The sequence below is a fragment of the Lactobacillus sp. N54.MGS-719 genome, from assembly GCF_000980505.1.
In the GTDB taxonomy this organism is placed as follows: Bacteria; Bacillota; Bacilli; order Lactobacillales; family Lactobacillaceae; genus Lactobacillus; species Lactobacillus amylovorus.
The window spans coordinates 1-1,646 of the sequence record NZ_LARO01000096.1 but is presented as its reverse complement, the minus strand read 5'-3'; the positions used below and the strand labels follow the sequence as shown (position 1 = coordinate 1,646).

The following is a 1,646-nucleotide window of genomic DNA, read 5'->3' as shown; positions in this document are numbered from 1 at the left end:
ATCTAGTCAGACTCTTTTCTATTAATATGTTTACAAGTCGAGTCTAACAAGATTGGACTTTTTTTGTTAACTAAAACGATTTAACTAGCACCACGCGTATTTAATAGTATCAAAACACAATAACATCGTGCTTGGCACAAACTACTTCGTCAGGGAAACATTAGGCAAAGCATGTCGCATCGAGCAACCTGTCTGGATAACGCTGCCTGTGAAACAGTCTTTAGTAAACTGAAAGCAGAAATTGGTCCTGATACCAGTTATCGCAATCAAGAAGAATTAAGCCAAGCAATTAATGAATGGATTCACTTTTATAACGAACGCCGTATTCAGACAAAACTAGGCAACCAAACTCCACTTCAATATGAGCAGAATCTAGTTGCCTAGAAAAATATTTATTCAATTTTAAAGCAAGAACATACAGGTTCCAACTTTAAGGGTACACGTCAAACCGCAACCGTTTTTTCAACCTTAGGCACTTAAATTTTTTCCGTTGGCGGCACCAGCACAAACCGCTGGTGGTGATCACGCCCCTGCTCCAGGGCGGCGTGTACTTCCGCAGCGGCCGCAAACGGCTGGCAATTGAGGTCGTCTTCGAGTAACGCACCCGCGGCAAACTGCTGATTTAACCACTTTGCCGCCCGCGCTAGTTGGTCGTCGGTAGCGTGGCTGATGACGAAGCCGCTAATTTGCTTTTGGGCCATGTAAAACTGGCGGACGTCGAAGGTAAAATGATTATCCGCCGGCGCCGTGATCAGCGTGACCTGGCCGCCCTGATTGAGCGCCGCCAAGTTAGCCTGCAATGGCACCTTACCGGACGTATCAATGATGTGATCAAACTGCCGGTCGCACTGGGACGCCACCGGTTCGTGGTAATCCAACGTTAACTCGCTTCCCAATTGCCGACAGCGGTCAAAGTCGCGCGCTGCGGAAGTCGTCGTCACGACCGCCCCTAACTGGTGCGCTAGCTGAATAAACTTACGGCCGACGTTCCCGGCCGCCCCCTCGATTAGGATGGCCTGCCCGCGGGTTAGTTGCATGACGTCTTGCAACACAATCGCGGCCGTCGCGGCCGAATGGACCGCCGCCACCAGTTGGCGGGCGTCCACACCGCATGGCACCGGATAAAGCCGGTCGGCAGCAACCGCCACCATTTCGGCGGTCGCCCCCATCCGCCCGTCGTAACCGGCAGAGTTGGTCCAAACCAAATCACCGACCGCAAAGTTAGTCACGCCGGCCGCCACCCGCAGTACCGTGCCGACCAAATCACGGCCGACAACGTGCGGCGTGGCCAGTGCCGTTTGAAACGCCCCACTACGAACAAAGGTATCGACGTGGTCGACCGCCACGGCCTGCACCCGGACCAGTACCTGATTGGCCCGTAGTTGCGGTTCGTCAATTTCCCGCAATCGTAACGCTTCCGGCCCACCGAGTTGCTCAAAAGTCACTGCCTGCATCTAAAAAAACTCCTCTCATCATTTTAATTATATCTGTCCTTAATTTTAACGAAACTGGGCGAACGCAAAGGTGGCTCGGTTTTCCAAATCTTCTAATTATCGTCACTGAACCAATATTTCCACTAAAAAAGTCGGTAACTACTTGCCGACTCCCGTCCCCTATTTCACTTCCACAAACTTACTCGTTGCGTC

The 1,646-nt window shown here is 51.5% G+C and carries 1 protein-coding gene and 1 pseudogene; one reads left to right on the top strand and one right to left on the bottom strand.

The window, feature by feature from the left end:
• Positions 1-123: 123 nt before the first annotated feature.
• A pseudogene (locus WS44_RS09190) lies at positions 124-384 on the top strand (IS3 family transposase); the annotation flags it as partial.
• A 92-nt stretch (positions 385-476) separates the two neighbouring features.
• On the opposite strand, the gene WS44_RS09185 reads toward WS44_RS09190, so the two are convergent.
• Entirely contained in the window at positions 477-1,454 is a 978-nt protein-coding gene (locus tag WS44_RS09185; RefSeq protein WP_046434087.1) for a zinc-binding dehydrogenase, read from the bottom strand.
• Positions 1,455-1,646 lie beyond the last annotated feature (192 nt).

Excerpts from the sequence above, each read along its gene's own strand:
- WS44_RS09185 (WP_046434087.1), bottom strand. The coding sequence starts at position 1,454 with ATGCAGGCAGTGACTTTTGAGCAACTCGGTGGGCCGGAAGCGTTACGA.